Genomic DNA, 23,736 nt, shown 5'->3' with positions numbered 1-23,736 from the left:
GAAATTTGCCCCACAGGCAAGCCTCCGGCTGAATGGAGGGCATGAGCTCTCCCGACCTGCCCGCCGTGGCGCCGCAGCTCCGAGCCCTGCGGCGTCGTGCCTCCCTCACCCTGGAGGCCGCGGCGGGCGCCGCCGGGCTGTCGCCCGCCCATCTCTCCCGCCTGGAGACCGGACAGCGTCAGCCCTCACTGCCGATGCTGCTCGCCCTGGCCCGCATCTACGGTACGACGGTCTCAGAACTGCTCGGCGAGACGGTCGCCGACCGGGACGCCGTCGTACGCGCCGCGGACATGGAACCGACGGCGGCGGGCGGCTGGACGTACCGCCAGGCCGGGGCGCCCGGCCGCGGCATGCAGGCCCTGCGCCTGCATGTGCCGCACGGCTCCCAGGGCGACATCGTGCGCGTGCACCCCGGTGAGGAGTGGCTTTATGTGCTCGAAGGGCGGCTGCGGCTGCGCCTCGGGGACACCACGCATCTGCTCGCGCCCGGCGACAGCGCGCACTTCGACTCGCTGACCCCGCATCGGATCGCCGCGGAGGACCGCGCCGGGCTCGAGCTTCTGTTCGTCCACACCCTGCTGCAGAGCCCGACGGCCGCACTGTGCCTGGGCCCCGACCCTGGAGTCATGCCATGAGCGACATGGAGGAGAAGTTCCCGCGCGCCCTGTGGGTGCGCCTGATCATCTACATCGCGGTCGGGCACGTCTTCGCGGCCTTCGTCTACCTGCTCTTCGAGCTGGGGGCGAAGCAGTAGCCGTAGGCCCTAGTCGAGGAGCCGCTCGCGCAGCCGCTCACGGATCTCGGGGGTGACCGCGAGGCCCTGTTCCAGGTAGGCGTCGACACCGCCCCAGGTGGACTCGATGGTCTCGAAGGCCGCGGTGAGGTACTCGGCGCGGGCGTCGAAGAGAGGGCTGAGCAGCTCCATGACCTCGGGGGAGTAGGCGGAGGCTGAGCTGCTGCTGCGGTGGACCTTGTAGCGGCGGTGCTTGGCGTTCGACTCCAGGTAGTCCGCCACGATCGCCTCGCGCTCGACGCCCAGGGCGAGCAGCGTCACGGCTATGGAGAGGCCGGCGCGGTCCTTGCCGGCCGCGCAGTGCATCAGGGCGGGGACGCTGTCCTCGGCGAGCGCGTGCAGCACGCGGGAGTGCTCGGCGGTCCGCTCCTTGATGATCGTGCGGTACGAGGTGATCATCCGGTGCGCTGCCTTGCCGTCGGCGAGGATCGTGCGCAGCTGGTCGATGTCGCCGTCGCGGACCATCTTCCAGAACTCGGCGCCGTCCGCCGGGTCGGTCAGCGGGAGGTTCACATTCCGCACGCCGGGCAGCTCGACGTCCGGGCCCTCCAGCTTCTGGTCGGCCGCGTTGCGGAAGTCGAAGATCGTGTGCAGACCGAGCGAGCCGAGGAACGCCGCGTCCTCCTCGCTCGCGTGTGCGAGGTGCCCGCTGCGGAACAGCACGCCCTGTCGCACCCGCCGCCCGTCCACGGTCGGCAGCCCGCCCACGTCACGGAAGTTGCGCACCCGGTCCAGCTCCGGCTCGGTCGACGGGATCTGCTGCGTCACGGGGGCTCCCCTCCCATTCGGCTACGTCGGCGCGGCTCGTCGACGGGCACGCACTCGACGATACGACATGGATTCCTGGGGCAATGAGTTGTCCACAGGCGTTGTCCCGGGGTTCACGGACATAGATGATGTTGGTACTTGAGTGCACCTGTTCGGAACTGTGGAGACGTGATGCTGGAAATTTCCGAGAACGGCCGTACGTGGCTCCTGACCGGGCCGACCAGCGGTTACGCCATCCATCTCACCGACGAGCACGAGCTGCTGCACCTGCACTGGGGCCCTCGGATCACGCTCGCCGACGCCGAGGCCCTCGCCGTGCGTCCGCTGCCGGACTACCGGCCCTTCGAGTCCCCGCTCGACGGACGTGAGGAGTACCCCGTCGAGGGCGGCCCCCGCTTCGCCCGGCCCGCCCTCTCCGTACGCACCGAGGAGCGGCGCGGCACCGAGTGGCGTTTCGAGGCGTACGAGGCCGAGGACGACGCGCTGCGGCTGCGGTTCCGCGACGGCGGCCTGGCCGTCACGTTGCACTACCGGATGCGCGACGACGTCGTGGAGCGCTGGGTGACCCTCGACAACGAAGGGCCGGAGGTCGAGCTGCTGCGGGCCGACTCCGCGACCTGGACGCTGCCCGACCGCGACGGCTGGCGGCTCTCCCAGCTGCACGGCCGCTGGGCCGCCGAGTCCCGCCTCGTGCGCTCCGACCTCACCTACGGTGAGAAGGTCATCGGCAGCCGTCGCGGACATACCGGACATCAGCACCTGCCCTGGGTCGCGCTGGACGCCGACGCGACCGAGGAGCGCGGCGAGGTCTATGGCTGCGCGCTCGGCTGGTCCGGGTCCTGGCGGATCGCCGTGGCGCAACTCGCCGACGCGCGCGTGCAGATCACCGGCGGCGCCGGTTACGACGACTCGGGCCTGCTGCGACTGGCGGCGGGCGAGTCGTTCACGACGCCCGTCTTCGCCGGCCTGTGGAGCGACGCCGGCTACGGCGGGGCGAGCCGCGCCTGGCACGCGTACCAGCGGACGTATGTCATTCCGGACGCGGGCGAGGACCGGCCGGTGCTCTTCAACTCCTGGGAGGCCACCGAGTTCGAGATCTCCGAGGAGCAGCAGCGGGCGCTGGCGCGACGGGCCGCGGGCATGGGCGTGGAGCTGTTCGTGGTCGACGACGGCTGGTTCGGGGCGCGGACCAGCGACCGGGCCGGGCTCGGCGACTGGACGCCCAACCCCGACCGCTTCCCCGGCGGGCTCAAGCCGCTCGCGGACCACGTGCACGGCCTCGGTATGCAGTTCGGTATCTGGGTCGAGCCCGAAATGGTCAATCCGGACAGCGACCTGTATCGCGCCCATCCTGAATGGGTGCAGCATCAAATCGGGCGCAAGCGGACGGAATTCCGCAATCAGCTCGTACTGAACCTCGCCCGCGACGACGTTCAGGAATACCTCTGGGAGCAGCTCGACACGCTTCTCTCCAGTGCCCCGATCGACTATGTGAAGTGGGACTTCAATCGCTGCTTCACCGATGCGGGCTGGCCGGGAGAGGCGTATCCGCAGCGGTTGTGGGTCGACCATGTGCGTGCGCTGTACGGCTTGTTGGACCGGCTGCGGGACGCGCACCCCGGCGTCGCCTTCGAGTCCTGCTCGGGCGGCGGCGGCCGGATCGACCTCGGGATCATGAGCCGTACGGATCAGGTGTGGACCTCGGACAACACCGACCCGCTCGACCGGCTCGCCATCCAGCACGGCTTCAGCCAGATCCACCCGGCACGTGTCATGGCCGCGTGGGTCACCGACAGCCCCAACGTCCAGCTCAACGGCCGGGTCAGCTCGCTGCGCTTCCGGTTCGTGAGCGCCATGGCCGGAGTGCTCGGGGTCGGCGGTGACCTCACCGAGTGGACGGACGACGAGTTGGCCGAGGCTCGGAACTGGGTGGGTCTCTACAAGGAGATCCGGCCCCTCGTGCAGCGCGGCGACGTCTACCGGCTGCGGCCGCCGCAGGGCGGGCTGAGTGCGGTGCAGTACGTGCTCGGCGACGAGACCGTCGTCCTCGCCTGGCTCGAGGCGCAGCGTTACGGCGAACCCGTTCCGGTGGTGCGGCTGCGCGGCCTCGACCCGACAGCGTCGTATGAATGCCGCGAAACGGGCGAAGTTCACCGGGGTGCGGTTTTGCTGCATCACGGGTTGTGCACGGGGCTGCGTGGCGACCTTGATGCGACGGTTCTCCGGCTGCGTCGCATCTGAGTGATCTGTCCGAATTAGGATCTTCGTTCCAACTCGCTCTGGAATAAAGCGTCCTGGGGAGAAGCTGCGTGAGCAGCGTCATATTCGTGACCGAGCGTTGTCCGTCATGTTCACGTAATTCAGGTGTTTTTCCAGGGGATTTGAATGCGCCGACCGGGGCGGAATTCACGGAGGGTGACTGGGTTTTCTCGCAAGGGATCAAGAGAAACGCGCAGCCATGGAACCTCTTGCTTGTCCCTTTGCGTCTTGGTCGCTTACGTTCGCCACCAATCCGGACGGACGCCCAATCCTGCCGCCGCCCGGAGACCGCTCAACTCACCCGTGAACGGCAGGAGCGGGGGACCCACAGGTACAACCGCCTGTTCCGGTCTCCGGAACGGCTAGGGGTTAAGTCGCCACCGCGCGGCCGGACATCTCCAGTCCGCACCCGACAGCTCACCTCGTAGGCGCCGGAGAGGAATTCGTCATGCCCGCGAAGGGTAAGCACCGCCGTCCCAAGAGTCATCGCTTCACCCGCTCGATCGCCGTCGCCGGAACCGGTGGCGCCGCGCTCGCTCTCCCGCTCCTGGGGGCCACCGGAGCGCATGCCGCTCCCGCCAAGTCGGTTTCGGAAAAGGCCGTTCAGTCGGTTCCGAAGACCGAAAAGAAGGCTGCCGAGAAGACCGCCGCCGCGAAGAGTTCGGGTGTGCGGACCTATTCGGTGCGGGCCGGTGACTACCTCTCGAAGATCGCCGACGAGCAGAATGTCAGCGGTGGCTGGCAGAAGCTCTATGCGGACAACCGTGAGGCCGTCGGCTCGGACCCGGCGCTGATCCACCCCGGCCTGAAGCTCTCGATCGGCAAGAAGGCCACGACCGGTTCTTCCAAGTCGTCGTCCTCTTCGTCGGCTTCGTCTTCGTCATCCTCTTCTTCGCCGAAGTCGTCCGGTTCTTCTGATTCATCTGGTTCGTCCGCTTCTGGTTCGTCGAAGTCGTCCTCGAACACGGCGACCACCCAGTCCTCCGACACCACGAGTACGGCCGGCGGCTTCACCCTCCCCGTGGCCGGTGCCAGCGTCGGCACCCCGTACCGCATGTCGGGCAGCATGTGGTCCAGCGGGTACCACACCGGCGTCGACTTCGCCGCCCCGAGCGGCACCCCGCTCAAGGCCGTCGGCGCGGGCACGGTCGTCTCCGCGGGCTGGGCCGGCTCGTACGGCAACCAGGTCGTCATCAAGCTCGCCGATGGCTACTACGCGCAGTACGGCCACCTGTCCTCGCTCTCCGTCTCCAGCGGCCAGAGCGTGACCGCGGGCCAGCAGATCGGCCTCTCCGGCTCGACCGGCAACTCGACCGGCCCGCACCTGCACTTCGAGATCCGCACCACCCCGGACTACGGCTCGGACGTCGACCCCGTCGCCTACCTCCGCTCGAAGGGTGTCTCCGTCAGCTGACACCGGCGCCTGAAGCGTCCCCCACGCCACCGAAGGCCGGACCCCGATCCCCGGGTCCGGCCTTCGGTGTTGGCTGTGCGGTAACCACGGTCGGGACATATTCCTGAGTTGGCGAACACTTTAGGAGTGGCTTATCTCACCGTCCGTCAACCCCTTCCTACGGTCGCGTAGCTCACATCCGAAGGTGAATCATGGGCCGACGTGGCAGACGATTCGAAGAATGACATCAGATCAGTGATCGGGTCGTACGTGGCGGTGGGGGACAGCTTCACCGAGGGCGTCGGCGACCCCGGCCCCGACGGGGCGTTCGTCGGCTGGGCCGACCGATTCGCGGTACTGCTCGCGGACCGGCGGCCGGAGGGCGACTTCGAGTACACCAACCTTGCCGTGCGCGGCAGACTCCTCGACCAGATCGTGGCCGACCAACTCCCGCGGGCCGCCGAACTCGCCCCGGACCTGGTCTCGTTCTGTGCGGGCGGCAACGACATCATCCGGCCCGGAACCGACCCCGACGAGGTCGCCGAGCGCTTCGAGCGGGCGATCGTCCGGCTCACCTCGGCCGTCGGCACCGTCATGGTGACGACCGGCTTCGACACCCGGGGCGTCCCGGTGCTGAAGCATCTGCGCGGCAAGATCGCCACCTACAACGGGCATGTCCGGGCCGTCGCCGACCGGTACGGCTGCCCGGTACTCGACCTGTGGTCCCTGAAGACCATTCAGGACCGGCGGGCCTGGGACGACGACCGGCTCCACCTCTCGGCCGAGGGGCACACGCGCGTGGCGCTGCGCGCGGGCCAGGTCCTCGGGCTTGATATCCCGGCCGACCCCGAGCAGCCCTGGCCCCCGCTGCCGCCGCGCGGCACCCTCGAAGTGCGGCGGGACGACGTCCACTGGGCGCGCGAGTATCTGGTGCCGTGGATCGGGCGGCGGTTGCGCGGGGAGTCGTCGGGCGACCATGTGACGGCGAAGGGCACGCTGTCGCCGGACGACATCAAGGAGCGGATCGCGTCTGTGGCCTGAGCTTGTGGATCGAGGGGCGGTGGGCGGCCAGGCTCACCGCCCCGACGCCGTGAACGCCTCCCGCTCCAGCCCCAGTTCGCGGGCGAGAGCGTCATCCACCCATTCCTGCGCCCGCGCGCGTGACACCGCTCCGGTGTAGGCGGTCATCTGTACGGCGAGTCCATCGAGGAGGGCCGTGAGGCGCAGGGCCGTGCCGATGGGATCCGGGCAGCGGAACTCGCCCGCGACCACTCCTTCGGCGATGACCTCGGCGATCGCGGCCTTCCACTCCTTGTCGAGGTCCCGGGTGACTTCTCGCAGGGCGGGCTCGCGCAGCGCCGCCGCCCAGCCCTCGATCCACAGCCGCCAGCCCTTGGCCTGGCCCGTGGGGGCGTACCAGCGCACGGCGGCCCGAAGCCGGCGCAGCGCTGTCGTACGGCGGCCGAGCAGCCCGCGCAGCTGCGCGAGGTCCGCCTCGGCGGCGTGGGTGAAGGCCGCGGCGACGAGCTTCTCCTTGGTGGAGAAGTGATAGAGCACCAGCGCGTTGCTCACCCCCAGCGCCGCGGCGACGTCGGCGATCCGGACGGCCGCGACTCCCCGTGCCTCGATCTGCTCGATGGCGGCCTTCAGCAGCTCCTCGCGCCGCTCAGCCACGCTCAACCGCACCCTCGCCACGCGCTCACCCTACCCAGAACATGTCAACGGCCCGCCTCACCGATACCAGCCGAACCGTGCGGCGATCACGGGCAGTCGGTCGTCGACGAGGGCGTGCGCGGCTGCCCGCGGTGTCGTCCCGTCCGTCTCCGCCCGGGCCAGCATCAGGTCCACCAGGGCGCGCATCGAACGGCGTGTGTAGGCGAACGCCTCGTCCGCGTCGGCGCCGATGTCGCCGAACAGCGTCCACCACCACCAGGCGTTCGTCCCCGAGTTGACGACCACGTCCGGCAGCACCACGACCCCGCGCGCGGCCAGCCGCTCCTCCGCCTCGGGCAGTACGGGCATATTGGCCGCCTCGACGATCCAGCGGGCGGTGATCCGCTCCTGGTTCGCGGCGTCGATCGCGTACGAGACCGCCGCGGGCACCAGCACCTCCGCGTCGACGGACAGCCAGGCGTCGCCCGGCAGTTCCCGGTCGCCGGGGCGCAGTACGCCGCGGTCGACGGTCCCGTACGCGTCCCGCGCGGCGAGCAGGGCCTCGACGTCGAGTCCCCGCGGATTGGCGATCGTGCCCTTGATGTCGGCGACGGCCACGACCGTGAGCCCCGCGCGCGTGAGGAAGCGCGCCGTTGCCCCGCCCATGGTGCCCAGGCCCTGCACGGCGACCCGCGTTCCGGCGTACGGCACGCTCGCCCGGTCCAGCGCGGCGAGCGCCGACTCGGCGACCCCGCAGCCGCCGACGAGTTCGTCGAGCCCGATGCCGTCCACGTCGACGGCGAACGCGTCGGCGAGCCGTCGCCTGGCGGCGGCCTCGTCGTCCAGCAGCGGATACACGGCCTGGATCGACGACACGAGCCCCGCCTCCGCGGCCGCCCGGTCCACCAGGTCCTGGGTGAGCCCGAGATCCTCGCCCGTGGTCCAGAGAGTCTCGATGTACGGCCCCATGGCGCGCAGGTAGCGCACCAGCAGCCCGTACGCGTCCGGGTCCTGCGGATCGCAGTCGATGCCGCCCTTGGCGCCGCCGAGGGGAACGTACCGGCCCTCGGGGTTGTAGTGCAGCGCCTCCTTCATGGTCATGCCGCGCGCGAGTCCGGCGACCTCGTCGAGGGTGCAGCCCGGCCGCATCCGCAGACCTCCACTGGACACACCGCGCACCAGCCGGTCGACGACCAGAAAGCCCTGCCGCCCGGTGACGTGGTCGGTCCACACGAGCGACATCAGAGGGGTGGTCATGCGGGCTCCTCGAACTGAGCATTACTGAATGATCAGTCAGTATCTGGATGGGTGCCCGGTCGTGTCAACGAGAAACCGGTTGACGGGCTGACAGGGCAGCGCGTCATATCGTCGACGGACGTCGGAGAGAGCGGGGCGAACGTATGGCTCATGTCGTCGAACTGACCTACTACCCCATCAAGGGGTGCGCCGGGACCTCGCCGGGCGAGGCGCTCGTGACACCCGCCGGTCTCGCGCACGACCGCAGCTTCATGGTCGTCAGCGAGGCGGGAGTGTTCCGGACACAGCGCCGGGATCCGCGGCTCGCGCTCATCAGGCCGGAGGTCGGTGCCGGCGGGGAGCGGCTGGTGCTGCGGGCGCCGGGGTACGAGGCCGTGCACCTCGACGTGGACGCGTCCGGGGCTCGGCGGCCGGTCGACCTGTTCGGCAATCCGTATCAGGGGATCGACCAGGGGGATGCGGCCGCCGCATGGCTGTCGGACGTGCTCCGGGCGCCCAGCAGACTCGTCCGCGTGCCGCCCGAGCACGACCGGGTGACCGACGGCCGGACACCGGGCACCTCCGGCTACGCCGACAGCTGCGCACTGCACATGCTCTCCCGCTCCACCCTGGACCTCCTCAACGCCAAGGTGGCCGAGCGCGGCGGCAGCCCGCTGCCGATGGACCGCTTCCGCCCGAACATCGTCGTCGGCGGCTGGGACGAACCGCACACCGAGGACCGCGCTCATCGCATCACCCTCGGCGACGCCGAACTGGGCTACGCGAAGCTCGCCATCCGCTGCGCCGTCACCCTGGTCGACCAGGAGACCGGGGCCAGGGACGGCCCGGAACCGCTGCGCACGCTCGCCGGCTATCGCCGGGCAGCCGAGGGCGGAGTCGCGTTCGGCGCGAAGTTCGCGGTCCTGCGGCCCGGCAAGGTGACGGTCGGGGACGAGGTGGACGTGCAGGTCTGGGGCGACTCCGAGCTGTAGAACCGCCCGGGGGAGGCGGGTGGGACATCGCGCTGTGACCGGGGCGACCCGGGGTTGTCAGAGGGGCCGCCCATAATGGAAGCCTCAGCGATTCCCCTGGAGGTACCGTGACCGGATTCCGTTCCCTGAGCTCCGGGCTCCGCGCACTGCAGCCCGCGGCCTTCGGCGCGGACCCCAGTGGTGAGCGTCTGGCCCGTATCCGCAGATCGCCCCACTTCAAGGACGGGGTCTTCCTGAATCCCGGCGGCGAGGCCCGGACCCGGCCCTCCGGCTCGTCCGTGGAGCTTGCGAAGGGCTTCCTCGACAAGGACACCCGCCCCCGCCGCGCCCCACAGGGCACGGTCCCGGTGCACGCCACCACCCTCGCCGACATCTCCCGGCCGCCCGCCACCGGGCTGCGGCTGACCTGGATGGGGCACTCCAGCGTGCTCGCGGAGATAGACGGTCGGCGCGTGCTGTTCGACCCCGTCTGGGGCGAGCGCTGCTCCCCGTTCGCCTTCGCGGGTCCCAAGCGACTGCACCCGGTGCCCATGCCGCTGGCCGCGCTCGGCCCGGTCGACGTCGTCGTCATCTCGCACGACCACTACGACCACCTGGACATGCCCTCGATCAAGACGCTGGCGGGCACGGACACCCTGTTCGCCGTGCCGCTCGGTGTCGGCGCCCACCTCGAACACTGGGGTGTCTCCGCGGACCGGCTGCGCGAGCTGGACTGGCACGAGGAGACCAAGGTCGGCGGCCTCACCCTGACCGCCACCCCGGCCCGCCACTTCTGCGGCCGCGGACTGCGCAACACCCAGCACACCCTCTGGGCCTCCTGGTCGGTCGCGGGCGAGAACCACCGGATCTACCACAGCGGAGACACCGGGTACTTCGAGGGCTTCAAGGACATCGGCGCCGACTACGGCCCCTTCGACGCCACGATGATCCAGATCGGGGCCTACTCCGAGTTCTGGCCCGACATCCACATGACCCCCGAAGAGGGCATGCGCGCCCATCTGGACCTCCAGGGCGGGACACCCGCCGGGGTGATGCTGCCGATCCACTGGGCCACCTTCAATCTGGCGATGCACCCGTGGGCGGAACCCGGCGAGGGCACCGTCGCCGCCGCCCGTGCCGAGGGCGCCCGCGCGGCCCTGCCCCGTCCCGGCGAGCCCTTCGAGCCGACGGCCGAGACCGTGCCGTCCGAGCCCTGGTGGCGTGCGGTGGCCGCGGCCCCGGTCGGCGGATGGCCGGACGTCGACGTTCACACCGGCGCCTCGAAGAAGACCGCGGCCGAAGGCCCGGCAGATACGGCCGGTGACGTTCCGGGGAATGCTGCCGAGGGCAGCGGCGAGGCCGCGGCCGTACCGGCGGGTTGATCGCAGGCGGAAAAACGGTGGACGGCCGGGGCCGGGGAGCGCATCGCACCCCGGCCCCGGCCGTCTATTCATGACCGCTTCTGACCAGCTGTGATCGCTGTCTTCTCGTTCTAAGGCCGGGATACGGGACGTTAATCGGCCTGTCGTACGAAGCCTCATACCAGAGCAGGACGCTCCCCGTGGGAGTTTGTCAACTGCCCACCGCACCTGATGCACGGACGACTACTGTGAGTGTCCGCTGGGCGACGCAGGGCCGAATTCATCGGTTCTCTCGACCGGCATCGCGATGACGCATGCCCGATTCGTGCACAGCACCGGGGGCGTAGCGAGGACCAGGACGGATCAGGGAGCGGGGTCTGGCAGGTGGAGGTGCGAGGCGGCGGAGGGAGTCGACGCCATGGGATCGCCCCTGACCCGACTTCGATCCCGGCCGGGAGCCGGGGGAAGCCGGTGACCGGCAGGGCCCGAGAAACCGGCGGCGGCCACGCGAAACCCCCCGGCAACCAGGCCCGACGGACCAGCACAAGGACACCGATGTCTCAGCTCCGCGCACCGGCAGCACGCGCAGACCGCCGCGAGGGCGGCAGGCACGGGCGGCCGGTCGCCCGCCCCGTACCGGCGCTGTCCGAGACGCAGATACGGCCTCAACTCCTGCGTCTCGCCGTGCTGCCGCCGGTCGCGGTCGCCCTCAGTGCCAGTGCCGCCGTGCTGTTCACCGTCCGCTCCACCGGGGCGCAGCCCAGCCTCACCCTGTGGGGCGTGCTCGCCGGCGCGGTCTCGGTGACCTGCGTCGCCATCGCCATCGCCGCCGTGGCCGCCGACCGCGCCGCCAAGTCCGTGAGCGACCGGCTCGGCGCGATGCGGCGGAGCAGCGCGCGCGGCGAGGCAGATCTGAAGAACCTCGTCGAGGCGCTGCGGCGCGGCGAAGGCCCGCCCAAGCGCAAGCCGCGCAGCGGACCTCCTGATGACGCCGACGACTTCGAACTGCTCGCCGCCGACCTGGCCCGCGCACACGACGGCGCCGTCACCGCCGTCGTCCAGGCCGCACAGCTGTCCAGTCAGGCGGGCAGCGAGCAGAAGCTGGAGGTCTTCCTGAACCTCGCCCGGCGCCTCCAGTCGCTGGTGCACCGTGAGATCTCCATCCTCGACGAGCTGGAGAACGAGATCGAGGATCCAGACCTGCTCAAGGGCCTCTTCCACGTCGACCACCTCGCCACCCGCATCCGGCGCCACGCGGAGAACCTCGCCGTACTCGGCGGCGCCGTGTCGCGCAGGCAGTGGAGCAACCCGGTCTCCATGACCGAGGTGCTGCGCTCGGCCATCGCCGAGGTCGAGCAGTACTCGCGCGTCAAGCTCGTGCCGCCGATCGACGGCACCCTGCGCGGGCACGCCGTCGCCGACGTGATTCATCTGCTCGCCGAACTCGTGGAGAACGCCACGGTGTTCTCCGCCCCGCACACCCAAGTCCTGCTGCGCGCCAACCTGGTCACCTCCGGGCTCGCCGTCGAGGTCGAGGACCGCGGACTCGGCATGCCCGTCGGTGAGCAGAGCAAGATGAACGCCCTGCTCGCCGACCCCGACCAGGTCAATGTCGCCAGCCTGCTCGCCGACGGCCGCATCGGGCTGTTCGTGGTCTCCCAGCTCGCCCGGCGGCACGGCATCCACGTCCGCCTGCAGACGAACATCTACGGCGGTGTCCAGGCCGTACTCGTCGTGCCGCAGGGGTTGTTGGGCACGCATCCGGGCGCCCCCGGAGCCGTACGGTCGCCGCAGGAAACCGGTGGTGGTGCGGGATCGGCCGTTCCGCCGCAGCAGCATCCGCTGTCCGTACCGGCACCGGCACCGGCACCCGATGCGGGGCAGCAGCGGGTCGCGCCCTCGGCGCCGACCGTCGTGCCACCCCGGCAGGCTCCTCGGGCCGCCGCCCCGATGCCGGACAGCGGTCCGCCGATGCCGCTGCCCGTGCGCGTCCACGAGGAACGGCCCAATCCGGCCGAGGCCCTGCCGGGCATTCGGCCCGAGGACCGTCCGCTCGTCGCCGAGAACGCGGCCACACCGCCTCTGCCGCGCACGAGCACCGTCCGCGGCACCATGGGTAAGCCCCAACTGCCCCGGCGTCGGGCCCAGGAACACATCGCACCCCAACTCCGCGACGGACCGGCACCACGCCAGGACACGGACCACCTCGTCGGCCACGACCCCGGCCTCATGGCGGCCTTCCAGCGCGGCATCGGGCTCGCGGAGGCGCAGCAGCACAGGGAGCCGGGCCACGTGGAGCCGGGCCACGTGGAGGCGAGCCACATGGAGCCGGGCTACATGGAGTCTGGCCACGTGGGGTCGGCGCACATGGAGTCGGCCCACAGAGACTTCTCGAACAGCAGCGCCTCCCTGCGCATGGACTCGCCGCGCATGGATTCACCGCACAGGGAGTCCCGGCCCATGGACTCGGCCCACATGGACTCCCCGAACAGCAGCGCCTCCCTGCACATGGACTCGCCGCACATGGATTCACCACACAGGGAATCCCGGCACACGGACGCCACGCCCCTGGAGACGCCGCACACGGTGTCCGGACACAGGAACTCCGGGCCACACACGGTGTCCGGCCATATGGAACCCGCACACATGGAGTCGGCACACATGGAGCCGGCGCGTATGGAACCGGTGCGCACAGAGCCGACGCGCCTCGCGTCGGCCCGACCGGATGCGTTCCACACAGATGCCGAACCCATGACCAGGGCCCACTCCACGGACGTACCGCCCATGGATCCGGCCCACACGACGGAGGCGCGCCGTGTGCCGCCCCGCCCGGACCACCCCACCACCACCCGGCACGACGGGAGCGCACCAGCCGGATGACCACTTCCGTACACACCCCCCTGCCCACCGCCACCCCCGCCCCCAGCGCTCCCGCAGACCTTCGTACCTCAAGGAGTCGATCCACCATGGCGAGCGAAGCGCCGACCGGCCATGTATCCGATCTCGACTGGCTGATGAGCGGCCTCGTGCAGCGCGTACCGCACACCACCAGCGCGGTACTCCTGTCCTGCGACGGGCTCGTGAAGTCGGTCCACGGCCTCGACCCGGACAGCGCCGACCACATGGCCGCCCTGGCCTCCGGTCTCTACTCCCTCGGCCGCAGCGCCGGGGTCCGCTTCGGCGACGGCGGAGACGTCCGCCAGGTCGTCGTCGAACTCGACTCGACCCTGCTGTTCGTGACCACCGCCGGATCCGGCACGTGCCTCGCCGTGCTGGCCGGCCGTGAGGCCGACGCGGCGGTGCTCGGTTACGAGATGGCGATGCTGGTCAAGAGCGTCCGCCCCTACCTCATGACCGCGCCCCGTCAGCACACCGTCGAATCCACGGCGTTGAGGCCTTGACCGTGGCGGCGGCCGGCGACGGGCCCTGGCTCGACGACGCGGCCGGACGGCTGGTGCGCCCCTTCACGGTCAGCAACGGCCGCACCCGGCCCACCGTCGCGCTTGACCTCCTGTCGCAGGTGATGGCCACCGGAGCCACCCCCCTCGGCTACCTCGGCCCCGAGCACGCGCAGGCCCTGGACCTGTGCCGCGCGCCCGTCTCGGTCGCCGAGGTCGCCGCCCATCTGAAGCTGCCGGCGGTGGTCACCAAGGTGCTGCTGTCCGACCTCGTCGACTGCGGGGCGCTGACCACCAAGCCACCCGAGTTCCACCACAACCCCACTGACCGGGCCCTTCTGGAGGCAGTGCTCGATGGACTACGACGACAGCTCTGACTACGACGACGGCGCCGACCCCTTCCCCACCGCGCTCAAGATCCTGGTGGCGGGAGGGTTCGGGGTCGGGAAGACGACCTTCGTCGGCGCCGTCAGCGAGATCGCGCCGCTCAGCACGGAGGAGTTGCTCACCACGGTCAGCGCCGCGACCGACAACCTCGACGGGATCGAGAACAAGGTCGAGACGACGGTGGCCATGGACTTCGGCCGCATCACCCTCGACCCGGAACATGTGCTGTACCTGTTCGGCACACCGGGACAGGAGCGGTTCTGGTTCATGTGGGACGAGCTCTCCGAGGGTGCCCTCGGAGCGATCATCCTCGCCGACACCCGCCGACTGGAGGACTGCTTCGCCGCCGTCGACTTCTTCGAGCAGCGCGGCATGGGCTTCATCGTCGCGATCAACGAGTTCGACGGCTCCTACCGCTACGACCCCGAGGAGGTACGCGCGGCCATCGACCTCGACCCGGAGATCCCCGTCGTGCGCTGCGACGCCCGGATCTCCAGCTCCGGCGTCCAGACCCTGCTGACCCTCGTACGCCACCTCATCGCCCACGCCCCGGCCCCCACGCCGAGCCACGGTGCCCACATGTGATTCCCGCACACCCCACGGAGCCCGCCTATGAGCCATCCCCACAGCGACGGAGTGCGCCGATGAGCTACGACCCGCCGCGCCCGGCCGGTCGTCTGCTGCTCACGCCCGAGGACAAGGAGGCCCCCGCCCGGGCGGACCGGCTGCGTCGGCTGGGTCTGGGGGAGCGGACGGAGCCCGCCCTGGATGCGTTCGCGGACGGTCTGGCCGAGCTGACCGCAGCGCCGTACGCCATGGTCAACTTCATCGACGAGAACCGGCAGTTCTTCGCGGGCCTGCATCTCCCCGCCGTCGACCCGTTCGTGAAGGGCGACGGCACCACTCCGGAGTTCGGCCGCGCGCTCCCGCGTGACCATGGGTTCTGCCCCCATGTGGTGGTCCGACGCAAGGCGCTCGTCCTGGAGGACGTCTGCGACTATCCGCGGTTCGCCGGCAACCCCGTCGTCGACGAGTTCGGCATCCGTTCCTATCTCGGCGCACCGCTCATCGACAGCACGGGCATGGTGCTCGGCACCATCTGCGTCATCGACGTGGCACCGCGGCCCTGGGGGAAGCCCGGCCTGGAGACCATCAAGTCGGCGGCGGCAGGTCTCGTCGCCCGACTCGAGAGGCGGGAGGCCGACGGGCTTCCGGTGCTCTGACGCCAGGTGTCCCGCCCGACCGCCGCGCAGGTGTGAAGCGGAGCTGCGGCGCGGGTTAAGAAATCCTCGATGGACCGGGGAGGGTGTCGTACGGCAGATTGCTGGGCGATTCCACCCCTCTCCCCGGATGCGGGCGCCTTCGGCGTGCCCGGACCCCGGGGTCGCACCGTCAGGAGCCGTAGCGTTGAAGGCGCTGGTCAAGGAGAAGGCGGAGCCCGGGCTGTGGCTCGCGGACGTCCCCGAGCCCGCCGTGGGACCGGGCGACGTACTGATCAAGGTGCTGCGCACCGGCATCTGCGGCACCGACCTGCACATCCGGTCCTGGGACGGCTGGGCGCGGCAGGCGATCCGCACACCGCTGGTCGTCGGGCACGAGTTCGTCGGCGAGGTCGTCGAGACCGGCCGGGACGTCACCGACATCGCGGCCGGCGACCGGGTCAGCGGCGAGGGCCATCTGGTGTGCGGGAAGTGCCGCAACTGCCTGGCCGGGCGGCGGCATCTGTGCCGGGCCACGATCGGTCTCGGCGTCGGACGGAACGGGGCGTTCGCCGAGTACGTGGCGCTGCCTGCCGCCAATGTGTGGGTGCACCGTGTGCCCGTGGACCTCGATGTCGCCGCGATCTTCGACCCGTTCGGCAACGCCGTGCACACTGCCCTGTCGTTCCCACTGGTCGGCGAGGACGTCCTGATCACGGGCGCCGGCCCGATCGGTCTGATGGCCGCGGCGGTGGCCCGGCACGCCGGCGCGCGGAACGTCATGATCACGGACGTCAGCGAGGAACGCCTCGAACTCGCCCGCAAGATCGGCGTGAGCCTCGCGCTCAATGTCTCCGAAACGACAATTGCGGACGGGCAGCGCCGACTCGGGCTGCGCGAGGGCTTCGACATCGGCCTGGAGATGTCCGGCCGTCCCGAGGCGATGCGCGACATGATCGCGAACATGACCCACGGCGGCCGGATCGCGATGCTCGGCCTGCCGTCCCAGGAGTTCCCGGTCGACTGGGCCCGGATCGTCACCTCGATGATCACCGTCAAGGGCATCTACGGCCGCGAGATGTTCGAGACCTGGTATGCGATGTCGGTACTGCTGGAGGGCGGCCTCGACCTCGCGCCCGTCATCACCGGCCGCTACGGCTACCGCGACTTCGAGGCGGCGTTCGCCGATGCGGCGAGCGGCCGCGGTGGCAAGGTCATCCTCGACTGGACCTCGTAACTCCCTTACAGCTTCAGGAGCTTCAGCCATGTTCGACTCCGTGCGCGACGACCTCCGCGCCACCCTCGACGAGATCCGTGCCGCCGGGCTCCACAAGCCCGAGCGCGTGATCGACACCCCGCAGTCGGCGACCGTGCACGTCAGCGCGGGCGGCCGGCCCGGTGAGGTGCTCAACTTCTGCGCCAACAACTACCTCGGCCTCGCCGACCACCCGGAGGTCGTGGCCGCCGCCCACGCGGCCCTGGACCGCTGGGGCTACGGCATGGCCTCCGTGCGCTTCATCTGTGGCACGCAGGAGGTGCACAAGGAGCTGGAGGCACGGCTGTCGGCGTTCCTCGGCCAGGAGGACACGATCCTGTACTCCTCCTGCTTCGACGCCAACGGCGGCGTGTTCGAGACGCTGCTCGGCGCGGAGGACGCGGTGATCTCCGACGCCCTCAACCACGCCTCCATCATCGACGGCATCCGCCTGTCCAAGGCCCGCCGCTTCCGCTACGCCAACCGTGATCTGGCCGATCTGGAACAGCAGTTGAAGGAGGCGCAGTCCGCCAGGCGCAGGCTGATCGTCACCGACGGCGTCTTCTCGATGGACGGCTATGTGGCCCCGCTGCGCGAGATCTGCGACCTGGCCGACCGCTACGACGCGATGGTCATGGTCGACGACTCGCATGCCGTCGGCTTCGTCGGCCCGACCGGCCGCGGCACCCCCGAACTGCACGGCGTCATGGACCGTGTCGACATCATCACCGGCACCCTCGGCAAGGCGCTCGGCGGTGCCTCCGGCGGCTATGTCGCGGCCCGCGCCGAGATCGTCGCCCTGCTGCGCCAGCGCTCGCGGCCGTACCTCTTCTCCAACACGCTCGCCCCGGTGATCGCGGCGGCCTCCCTGAAGGTGCTCGACCTGCTGGAGTCCGCCGACGACCTGAGGGTCCGGCTCGCCGAGAACACCGCGCTGTTCCGCCGCCGGATGACCGAGGAGGGCTTCGACATCCTCCCCGGCGACCATGCGATCGCCCCCGTCATGATCGGTGACGCCTCCGTCGCCGGGCGGATGGCGGAGCTGCTGCTGGAGCGTGGGGTGTATGTGATCGGCTTCTCCTACCCGGTCGTGCCGCAGGGCCAGGCCCGTATCCGCGTCCAGCTGTCGGCCGCGCACTCGACGGCGGATGTGAACCGTGCGGTGGACGCCTTCGTCGCGGCGCGTGCGAATCTGGAAGAATCGGACGCATGATCGAGGCGCGGCGGCTCCACATCCTCCGTGCGGTGGCCGACCACCGCACGGTGACGGCGGCTGCCGCCGCGCTCTATCTCACCCCCTCCGCCGTCTCCCAGCAGCTGACGGCACTGGAACAGGAGACGGGCCACCGGCTGGTGGAGCGCGGCGCCAAGGGCGTACGGCTCACTCCGGCCGGCGAGATCCTGCTCAGCCACACCAACGTGGTCCTCGCCCAATTGGAGCGCGCCGAGGCGGAACTGGCCGCGTACAGCTCGGGCGCCGCCGGCACGGTCACCGTCGCCTCTTTCGCGACCGGCATCGTCCTGGTCGTCGCGCCCGCGGTGGCCCGCCTCGCCGTGACGGCGCCCGGCATCCGCATCCGCGTGCAGGATGCCGAGGGCGACGCCAGTCTGCCGATGGTGCTGGACCGGCAGGTCGATGTCGCGGTCGCCGTCGAGTACCGCGGGGCGCCGCCCGCCGACGACCCGCGGCTGGCCCATGTGCCGCTGTACGCCGAGCCGTTCGACGCGGTGGTTCCGGTCAGCCACCGGCTGGCGGACGCCGAGGAGGTTCCGCTGGCGGAGCTGGCCAAGGACCCGTGGATCGGCCCGTACCCCGGCAATCCGTGCCACGACGTCGTCGTCCTCGCCTGCGAGAGCGCGGGATTCCAGCCTCGCCTGGAGCACTCCTCGGACGACTTCCGCGCCGTCGTCGCCCTCGCCTCCGCCGACGCGGGCGTGGCGCTCGTACCCCGTTCCGCACTGCACGGCATGGACCTCACGGGCGTGGTCGTCCGCCCGGTCGACGGTGTCGCGCCCACCCGCCGGGTCTTCGCGGCCGTACGGCGGGGGGCGGAGGAGCATCCGCTGATCCGGCCGGTGCTGGACGCGCTGGGAGTGGCGGCCCAGGGCTGAGGGCCCTCCGGCTTCTCGTATATGGGATATCATCCCGAATATGAAACACGCCGAAGCCGCGCCCGACCCCGTGGACACCCGGCTCGGTGCCCGCCTCGCCGAGCTGCGGGCCGAACGGGGCTGGTCCCTCGGGGAGTTGGCGGAGCGCAGCGGAGTGAGCCGGTCGACGTTGTCCCGTGCCGAGCGCGCGGAGATCAGCCCCACGGCGTCCCTCCTCAACCGCCTCTGCGCCGTCTACGGGCGGACCATGTCCCAGCTGCTCAGCGAGGTCGAACAGGAGCCCGCGCTGCTGGTGCGGGCGACCGAGCAGCACTCGTGGGAGGACCGGTCCTCCGGGTTCGTACGGCGTTCCGTGTCCCCGCCGCATGCCGGGCTGCGCGGCGAACTCGTCGAGGGGCGGCTCGCAGTGGGCGCCGACATCGCGTACGACCGGCCGCCCGTGCCGGGACTGGAGCAGCACATCTGGGTGCTGGAGGGGTCCCTGGAGGTGACCGCGCAGGACGTGGAGCACCGGCTCGATGCGGGCGACTGCCTGCGGCTGCGAGTGTGGGGGCCGACGCGGTTCCGGTGCGCCGGTGCCGAGGGGGTCCGGTATGTGCTGGCGGTGGTGCTGCCGTGAACGTCATGCGTTTGAACGCGGATCAACTGCTCGCGGCGGTCGGCGAGTTGGCCGATCTGCTGACCGACACCGTGCACTCGGGCGCCTCCATCGGCTTCCTCGCGCCGCTTGACGGCGCGGCGGCCGTGGCGTGGTGGACGGAGCGCTCCGCCGCCGTGGCCGCCGGACAACTCGCGGTGTGGATCGCACACGACGAGGGCGGCCGGGTGACCGGCACCGTCAGCCTGGCCTTCCCCGACAAGCCCAACAGCCGTCACCGTGCCGAGCTGGTCAAGCTGATGGTGCACCGGGACGCGCGGGGGCAGGGCCTCGGCCGTACGCTCCTGGACACCGCCGAAAGGGCGGCCGCCGAAGCGGGCATCACCCTCCTCCACCTCGACACCGAGACCGACAGCCTCGCCGAAGGCCTCTACCGCTCGGCCGGCTGGACCCGGCTCGGCGCGATACCCGACTACGCGGCGAGCCCGGCCGGGGTGCTGCGGCCGACCACCATCTACTTCAAGCAGGTCGGAGCGAGCGCTCTCACCTGCTGAATGTCAGTGGGAGCCGCTACCGTGCGTCCCATGCCGGATGCCGAAGACGTACGACGGATCGCCCTGTCCTTGCCGGACACGACGGAGAAGATCGCCTGGAGCATGCCCACATTCCGGGTCGCGGGCAAGATGTTCGCCACGCTGCCCGAGGACGAGACGTCCCTCGCGGTGCGCTGCCCCAAGGAGGAGCGCGACGAACTGGTCCTGGCCGAGCCGGAGAAGTTCTGGATCGCGGAGCACGAGGCGATGTTCGCCTGGGTCCGGGTCCGGCTCGCCGCGCTGGAGGACGAGGGGGAGCTGAGGGACATCCTCGCCGACTCCTGGCGGCAGGCTGCGCCGACCCGACTCCTTGAGGCCTACCCGGAGTTGGGGCTGCCGGCGGCGGACTAGGCGCTCCGCTGGGAGTGCCGCGATGTGCCGTCTTTCGTCTGCGGCGCCGTCGTGGCTGGTCGCGCCCGCGCGGCGGAGCCGCATATCGACACAGCCCCGCGCCCCTTCAGGGCGCTGCCGAACCGCAGACGACTTCACGCGACCTGCTCAGCGGCCCACGAACCCCGTGATCCGTTCCCGAAGCGACCCGGCGTCCAGGCCGTGCGCGGCGACATGCTCCTCGACACTGCCGTAGCGCCGCAGCTCACGGCGGCCGACGCCCAGGCCCAGGACACGATGGGGTACGTCGGCCAGCGCGTCGTTCGCGGCGGTGGTCGACGTACCCGCGAGGTAGGGCTCGACGAGGACGACATCGGTTCCGGCGGCTTCCGTGGCCCGGCGCAGTGAGTCCGCGTCGAAGGGCCGTACGGTCGTCGCGTACAGGACGGTCAGGTCGAGGCCCTCGGTGGCGTCCAGCACGGCGTCGAGCATCGGCCCCACGGCGACGACGACACCGGAACGGCCCTCGCGGACCGTGACGAAGCGTGCCCCGTCGACCGGGCGTCCGGCTCCGTTCGACTGGACGGACAGGCGGACGTACACCTTGTCGTCACCGGCGGCGACCGCATGCCGCAGCAGTGTCTCGGCCTCGTCCGGATGCCCCGGCACATGTACGGTCCAGCCGTCCAGGGTGTCGAGCAGCGCCACATCGCCCGGCGCCATGTGCGTGTACCCACCGGCCGGCCAGTCGAAGGACGCGGCGGCGCTCACCAGCACCGCACCGACGCCCTGATGCCCGAGATCCAGCTTCACCTGCTCGAAGGGCCGCTCCACGAGAAAGCTGGCGAAGGTGTGCACGATCGGCCGCATTCCGGTGAGCGCCAGGCCCGCGCCCGCCCCGACCAGGAGCTGCTCGCGGATACCGACGTCGATCACCCGGTCGGGATGCCTGCGCCGCGCCGCCTCGAAGCTGTCCGAGCCGATCACGGCGAGAACGACCGCGACCCGCGGATCCTCGTCGAGCAGCCGGGAGGCGACGGGAGCGAAACGGTCACGCATGGTGTCCATGGAGTTCGAGCCCTTCTGTTGAGTGCGGAGGGAGGGTGAGTTCGGGGTGGGGCACGTGAGTTCGGAGTGAGACGTGAGGTCGGAGTGGGCGTGTGCGGGTGGCGCTCAGGCGTACTTCGGCTCGACGCGGGCCACGACCACGTGCGGGCGGCCCGGGTGCGGGGCGGTGTAGGCGGCGTACAGCGCCTCGTGGTCGCGTCCGTCGACCGTGACCGCCGACCAGCCCGCGACCTCGAAGCGGGCGGCGATCCCGCCGGGCCGTGCGTATGCGGCGGACGCGTTGTCGATGACGACGGTGTGCAGCCGCTCCAGACCGGCCGGCCCGGCGAAGGCGATCGCCTCATGATTGCTGCCCTCGTCCAACTCGGCGTCTCCGACGAGCGTCCAGACCCGCGGCTCGTCGAGGCCCTGCGCGCGCAGCCCCAGCGCCGTACCGACGGCGATCGGCAGCCCGTGCCCCAGCGAACCGCTGCCGATCTCCGCCCCCGGCACGAGCACCCGGTCGGGGTGATGGCCGAGCGGGGAGTCGTACGAACCGAAGTCCGGCAGCCAGTCCACGGGCACGAAGCCCTTCGCGGCCAGGACCGCGTAGTACGCCATCGGCCCGTGCCCCTTGGACAGCAGGAACCGGTCCCGCTCCGGGTCCTCCACCAGTTCCGGGCGTACCCGCAGCACCCGGTCGTAGAGCACCCACAGCGCATCCAGCGTGGACGTCGCCGCAGGTCCGTGCTTCTCGTCGCCCGACATCAGGCTCATGAGCCGGTGCAGGTCCGGGTAACCGTACGTTCGCCTGTTCTCCTCGGTGATCGTCATGCCGACGATCGTGCAACCTCAACCAAACTTGAGGTCAAGTGCTGCTCTGTGTGCGGGCGCCCCGGATAAACGAGTGCGCGACCATCTGCCCAAGTGCGGTATTGTTTCCATGCGCGTTCGGCCACGGGAAATCCCAGGTCAGACGGGCACCGGGACGTGGCGCAGCTTGGTAGCGCACTTGACTGGGGGTCAAGGGGTCGCAGGTTCAAATCCTGTCGTCCCGACGGTGTGAAGGGTCTTCGCAGGCGAAAGCCTGTGGGGGCCCTTTTCGTGTGGGCCGTTTCCGATCTTCGAGGTTGAGCATGCCGCTCATCGGCACCTTTACTCGGAGGCCGGCGAAGATGCCGCTGCTGGACTGGGACCGCTCGCTGCGGTCGGGGAACTGTACTCGCCGGATCCTCGGACGCCGACGCGGCGGCCGAGGATCCGGCAGACGTCACGCGGGCGCACGTGGAGGCGTTCCAGGCGTGGACGCTGAAGCGTCAGCTCAGCATGTCGCGCAGTCGCTCGACAGCGTGGAGGCGTTCCCTGTGCGTGTCGGCCAGCGGCTTCACACACAGGGTCGTCACTCCGGCGGCAGCAAAGGCATCGAGCTGTCCGGCGATCTGTTCCTTCGTCCCCACGAGAGATATGGCCTTCAACAGTCCCTCGGGAACGGCGGCTTCGGCCTCCTGCTTCTTTCCTGACAAGTACAGGTCCTGGATGTGTGCCGCCTCCCGTTCGTAGCCGTACCGACCGGCGAGCCGGGCGTAGAAGTTCTTGTTCCTCGCGCCCATCCCCCCGATGTAGAGGGCCAGTTGTGGCCGAGCTCGGTCCAGCAGGTGTTCCACGTCGTCGCCGACGGCCAGAGGCGCCGTCACCGTGATGTCGAGCGTGCCCAGTGCCGCATCGCGCCGGGCCAGCCCCGCGGTCAGTGCCGCTCCCCACACGTCGGCGGCCTTTCCGGGGTGGAAGAACACGGGCAGCCAGCCCTCGGCGAGTTCGGCCGTCAGCTCGACGTTCTTCGGTCCGATCGCGGCCAGGGTGATGGGGATGCGGGAGCGGACCGGCTTGTTGAGGAGTTTCAGGGGCTTGCCGAGCCCGGTGCCCTGCTCGGCGGGAAGTGGAAGCGGGTACTTCGGGCCCGGATGCACCACCGGTTCGCCCCGCCACACCTGACGGCAGATCTCCACCACCTCGCGGGTGCGGCTGAGTGGCGCGTCGTACGGCACCCCGTGGAAGCCCTCGATCACCTGCGGTCCCGACGCTCCGAGGCCCAGCGTGAACCGACCGCCGGAGAGATCGTCCAGACCGGCGGCGGTCATCGCCAGGAGCGACGGCGTACGGGTGTAGACCGGGAGGATCCCGGAGGCGATCTCGAGGCGTTCCGTACGAGCCGCGAGGTAGCCCAGTCGGCTGACGGCGTCGAACGAGTAGGCCTCCGGCACGAAGGCGATCTCGACCCCCGCCGTCTCGAAATCCCTTACGGCACGGACCGATTCGACGAAGTCGCCGCTGTAATCCAGTGTCATACCGATGCGCATGCGAAGGCCCCTCGTCTTCTGACCGA

General features: G+C 70.4%; 24 protein-coding genes, 1 tRNA gene and 1 riboswitch. Of the genes, 19 read left to right on the top strand and 6 right to left on the bottom strand.

The annotated features are described in order from the left end of the window. Positions 1-41 precede the first annotated feature (41 nt). Positions 42-635: a helix-turn-helix domain-containing protein gene (locus ACTWQO_RS35705; RefSeq protein ID WP_443241530.1), complete on the top strand. Its 594-nt coding sequence runs from the start codon at positions 42-44 to the stop codon at positions 633-635. Next, on the top strand, positions 632-754 hold the full coding sequence (locus ACTWQO_RS35700) for a DUF6126 family protein (protein WP_443241529.1): 123 nt from the start codon (positions 632-634) through the stop codon (positions 752-754). Before ACTWQO_RS35705 ends, ACTWQO_RS35700 begins: the two co-directional genes overlap by 4 nt. Positions 755-763: 9 nt before the next feature. Here the strand turns inward: ACTWQO_RS35700 and ACTWQO_RS35695 are convergent, their stop codons facing one another. Further along, positions 764-1,561 carry a tyrosine-protein phosphatase gene (locus tag ACTWQO_RS35695; RefSeq protein ID WP_443241528.1) on the bottom strand — a complete coding sequence of 266 codons (798 nt, stop codon included), beginning with the start codon at positions 1,559-1,561 and terminating at the stop codon, positions 764-766. Between the two features lie 171 nt (positions 1,562-1,732). Between ACTWQO_RS35695 and ACTWQO_RS35690 the strand changes: the two genes are divergently transcribed. The 3 genes from ACTWQO_RS35690 to ACTWQO_RS35680 all read left to right on the top strand — a co-directional run bounded on the left by ACTWQO_RS35690 (position 1,733) and on the right by ACTWQO_RS35680 (position 6,254). Beyond that, positions 1,733-3,802 (top strand): alpha-galactosidase, encoded by a 2,070-nt coding sequence (locus ACTWQO_RS35690; RefSeq protein WP_443241527.1) that lies wholly within the window; start codon positions 1,733-1,735, stop codon positions 3,800-3,802. A gap of 297 nt (positions 3,803-4,099) precedes the next feature. After that, a riboswitch (cyclic di-AMP (ydaO/yuaA leader) is annotated at positions 4,100-4,264 on the top strand. A gap of 4 nt (positions 4,265-4,268) precedes the next feature. Continuing rightward, a complete protein-coding gene (locus ACTWQO_RS35685; protein WP_443241526.1) occupies positions 4,269-5,234 on the top strand; it encodes a LysM peptidoglycan-binding domain-containing M23 family metallopeptidase in 966 nt (321 codons plus the stop codon). Between the two features lie 234 nt (positions 5,235-5,468). After that, positions 5,469-6,254: an SGNH/GDSL hydrolase family protein gene (locus ACTWQO_RS35680; RefSeq protein ID WP_443241552.1), complete on the top strand. Its 786-nt coding sequence runs from the start codon at positions 5,469-5,471 to the stop codon at positions 6,252-6,254. Between the two features lie 33 nt (positions 6,255-6,287). On the opposite strand, the gene ACTWQO_RS35675 is transcribed toward ACTWQO_RS35680, so the two are convergent. Together ACTWQO_RS35675 and ACTWQO_RS35670 are read right to left on the bottom strand one after the other, a co-directional pair. Continuing rightward, complete coding sequence (locus ACTWQO_RS35675; RefSeq protein WP_443241525.1) at positions 6,288-6,908, bottom strand: TetR/AcrR family transcriptional regulator; 621 nt, start codon at positions 6,906-6,908, stop codon at positions 6,288-6,290. 36 nt (positions 6,909-6,944) lie between these two features. Beyond that, positions 6,945-8,123: a Glu/Leu/Phe/Val dehydrogenase dimerization domain-containing protein gene (locus tag ACTWQO_RS35670; protein ID WP_443241524.1), complete on the bottom strand. Its 1,179-nt coding sequence runs from the start codon at positions 8,121-8,123 to the stop codon at positions 6,945-6,947. Between the two features lie 143 nt (positions 8,124-8,266). Here ACTWQO_RS35670 and ACTWQO_RS35665 point away from each other — a divergent pair, with 143 nt between their 5' ends. From ACTWQO_RS35665 to ACTWQO_RS35605, 13 genes are all read left to right on the top strand, one after another. Beyond that, entirely contained in the window at positions 8,267-9,094 is an 828-nt protein-coding gene (locus ACTWQO_RS35665; protein WP_443241523.1) for an MOSC domain-containing protein, read from the top strand. Positions 9,095-9,201: 107 nt separating this feature from the next. Then, positions 9,202-10,455: an MBL fold metallo-hydrolase gene (locus ACTWQO_RS35660; protein ID WP_443241522.1), complete on the top strand. Its 1,254-nt coding sequence runs from the start codon at positions 9,202-9,204 to the stop codon at positions 10,453-10,455. A 534-nt stretch (positions 10,456-10,989) separates the two neighbouring features. Continuing rightward, positions 10,990-13,314, top strand: a complete 2,325-nt coding sequence (locus ACTWQO_RS35655) for an ATP-binding protein (RefSeq protein ID WP_443241521.1) — start codon at positions 10,990-10,992, stop codon at positions 13,312-13,314. Between the two features lie 86 nt (positions 13,315-13,400). Further along, positions 13,401-13,835, top strand: a complete 435-nt coding sequence (locus ACTWQO_RS35650) for a roadblock/LC7 domain-containing protein (RefSeq protein ID WP_443241520.1) — start codon at positions 13,401-13,403, stop codon at positions 13,833-13,835. Between the two features lie 2 nt (positions 13,836-13,837). Beyond that, positions 13,838-14,209, top strand: a complete 372-nt coding sequence (locus ACTWQO_RS35645; protein ID WP_210588630.1) for a DUF742 domain-containing protein — start codon at positions 13,838-13,840, stop codon at positions 14,207-14,209. Further along, the gene (locus tag ACTWQO_RS35640; RefSeq protein WP_443241519.1) at positions 14,187-14,804 is read left to right on the top strand and encodes a GTP-binding protein; all 618 of its coding nucleotides are present in this window, start codon (positions 14,187-14,189) and stop codon (positions 14,802-14,804) included. The genes ACTWQO_RS35645 and ACTWQO_RS35640 overlap by 23 nt, the downstream gene beginning before the upstream one ends. 59 nt (positions 14,805-14,863) lie before the next feature. Then, complete coding sequence (locus ACTWQO_RS35635) at positions 14,864-15,442, top strand: GAF domain-containing protein (protein ID WP_443241518.1); 579 nt, start codon at positions 14,864-14,866, stop codon at positions 15,440-15,442. 184 nt (positions 15,443-15,626) lie between these two features. Next, the gene (gene tdh, locus ACTWQO_RS35630; RefSeq protein WP_443241517.1) at positions 15,627-16,655 is read left to right on the top strand and encodes an L-threonine 3-dehydrogenase; all 1,029 of its coding nucleotides are present in this window, start codon (positions 15,627-15,629) and stop codon (positions 16,653-16,655) included. 28 nt (positions 16,656-16,683) lie between these two features. Beyond that, a complete protein-coding gene (locus ACTWQO_RS35625; RefSeq protein WP_443241516.1) occupies positions 16,684-17,886 on the top strand; it encodes a glycine C-acetyltransferase in 1,203 nt (400 codons plus the stop codon). After that, on the top strand, positions 17,883-18,785 hold the full coding sequence (locus tag ACTWQO_RS35620) for a LysR family transcriptional regulator (protein ID WP_443241515.1): 903 nt from the start codon (positions 17,883-17,885) through the stop codon (positions 18,783-18,785). Before ACTWQO_RS35625 ends, ACTWQO_RS35620 begins: the two co-directional genes overlap by 4 nt. A gap of 40 nt (positions 18,786-18,825) precedes the next feature. Beyond that, positions 18,826-19,404 (top strand): helix-turn-helix domain-containing protein, encoded by a 579-nt coding sequence (locus tag ACTWQO_RS35615; RefSeq protein ID WP_443241514.1) that lies wholly within the window; start codon positions 18,826-18,828, stop codon positions 19,402-19,404. Between the two features lie 5 nt (positions 19,405-19,409). Beyond that, complete coding sequence (locus tag ACTWQO_RS35610; protein WP_443241513.1) at positions 19,410-19,937, top strand: GNAT family N-acetyltransferase; 528 nt, start codon at positions 19,410-19,412, stop codon at positions 19,935-19,937. 30 nt (positions 19,938-19,967) lie between these two features. Further along, positions 19,968-20,327 carry an MmcQ/YjbR family DNA-binding protein gene (locus tag ACTWQO_RS35605; protein WP_443241512.1) on the top strand — a complete coding sequence of 120 codons (360 nt, stop codon included), beginning with the start codon at positions 19,968-19,970 and terminating at the stop codon, positions 20,325-20,327. A gap of 147 nt (positions 20,328-20,474) precedes the next feature. On the opposite strand, the gene ACTWQO_RS35600 is transcribed toward ACTWQO_RS35605, so the two are convergent. Then, positions 20,475-21,374, bottom strand: coding sequence for a transketolase family protein (locus tag ACTWQO_RS35600; protein WP_443241511.1), 900 nt, complete (start codon positions 21,372-21,374; stop codon positions 20,475-20,477). 105 nt (positions 21,375-21,479) lie between these two features. After that, positions 21,480-22,187, bottom strand: a complete 708-nt coding sequence (locus ACTWQO_RS35595) for a transketolase (RefSeq protein WP_443241510.1) — start codon at positions 22,185-22,187, stop codon at positions 21,480-21,482. A gap of 150 nt (positions 22,188-22,337) precedes the next feature. On the opposite strand from ACTWQO_RS35595, the gene ACTWQO_RS35590 reads away from it, so the two are divergent. After that, positions 22,338-22,411, top strand: a tRNA-Pro gene (locus ACTWQO_RS35590). Between the two features lie 258 nt (positions 22,412-22,669). Here ACTWQO_RS35590 and ACTWQO_RS35585 read toward each other — a convergent pair. After that, positions 22,670-23,710, bottom strand: a complete 1,041-nt coding sequence (locus ACTWQO_RS35585; RefSeq protein WP_443241509.1) for an LLM class F420-dependent oxidoreductase — start codon at positions 23,708-23,710, stop codon at positions 22,670-22,672. Positions 23,711-23,736 lie beyond the last annotated feature (26 nt).

The sequence above is a fragment of the Streptomyces sp. 4N124 genome (genome assembly GCF_052245395.1).
Lineage (GTDB): Bacteria > Actinomycetota > Actinomycetes > Streptomycetales > Streptomycetaceae > Streptomyces.
The sequence above is the reverse complement of the archived record's forward strand: the minus strand, read 5'-3'. Positions and strand labels throughout refer to the sequence as shown.